Source organism: Streptomyces sp. NPDC089915 (assembly GCF_040684675.1).
Lineage (GTDB): Bacteria > Actinomycetota > Actinomycetes > Streptomycetales > Streptomycetaceae > Streptomyces.
Genome location: NZ_JBFBGN010000398.1, coordinates 1 through 1,212, shown reverse-complemented (window position 1 = coordinate 1,212; position 1,212 = coordinate 1). Strand labels below are relative to the sequence as shown.

Annotated in this window: 1 pseudogene; it reads left to right on the top strand. The window is 69.7% G+C overall.

The window, feature by feature from the left end:
• Positions 1 to 1,212: pseudogene (locus AB0O29_RS36140) on the top strand (peptide synthetase); the annotation flags it as partial.

Sequence of the window (1,212 nt, the reverse complement as noted above, 5' to 3'; positions counted from 1 at the left end):
CGGAGCCCTCCAGCTCCTGCTGTTCCTCGCCTACTCCTACCTCGCCGCCCTGGCCACGGCCCGGGGCTTCGAGTGGGTCGCCGCCGGCCGGGGCGTGCTCGACGTCTACCTGCGGTCCGTGCTGGTGGGCAGTGCTGGCTTCGTCGGCCTGTGCATGGTGCCGATCGCGGCGAAATGGATCCTCATCGGCCGTTTCACGCCCCGGGAGTTCCCCGTCTGGAGCCTCACCTACGTACGGTGGTGGCTGGTCAAGACCCTGATCCGGACGAGCCCCGTGCGCCTGTTCACCGGCTCGCCGCTGTACACGGCCTATCTCAGGGCGCTGGGCGCGAGGGTCGGGCGCGATGTCGCCGTCTTCTCCGCGCAGATTCCCGTCTGCACCGATCTGCTCACGATCGGTGACGGCGCGGTGATCCGCAAGGACGTTCTCTTCTCCTGCTACCGGGCACACGACGGCCTCATCCAGACCGGCCCCGTCACCCTCGGTGCTGGCGCCCTCGTCGGCGAACAGGCCGTCCTCGACATCAACACCTCCATGGGCCCCCGGGCCCAGCTCGGGCACGCCTCCAGCCTGCACGCCGGTCAGAGCGTTCCCGCGGGAGAGAGCTGGCACGGGTCGCCGGCCGAGCCCTGCGGTACGGACTTCCGTACGGTCGGTACGGCCGGTGGCGCCGACCGCTCCGGCACCACCAGGAAGGTCTGCTACTCCGCCGGGCAGCTGCTGGCCCTCCTGACGGTGTACCTGCCGCTGGCCACCGGCGGCGTCGCCGTGCTGCTGGACCCGCTGCCGCAGCCGGACGCGGCGTCTCGCGTCGGGACCGCAGCCTTCACCAGCGGGACCTTCTACCTGACCGCGCTGGCCGCGTCGCTGCTGCTGTTCTTCGGCGCCCTGCTCGTCGCGCTACTCGTCCAGGGCCTCGTACCGCGTCTGCTCAACCTGGCGGTCGAGCCGGACACGGTCCATCCGCTCTACGGCGTCCAGTACGGCCTGCACCGGGCCATCAGGGTCCTGACCAACAGGAAGTTCTTCATGGCGCTGTTCGGGGACAGCTCCGCGATCGTCCACTACCTGCGCTACCTCGGCTACGACCTGTCCCGTGTCACACAGACCGGGTCGAACTTCGGGACCAGCGTGAAGCACGACAGCCCGTTCCTGAGTTCGGTGGGCAGCGGGACGATGGTCGCCGACGGGCTGTCGCTGATCAACGCCGA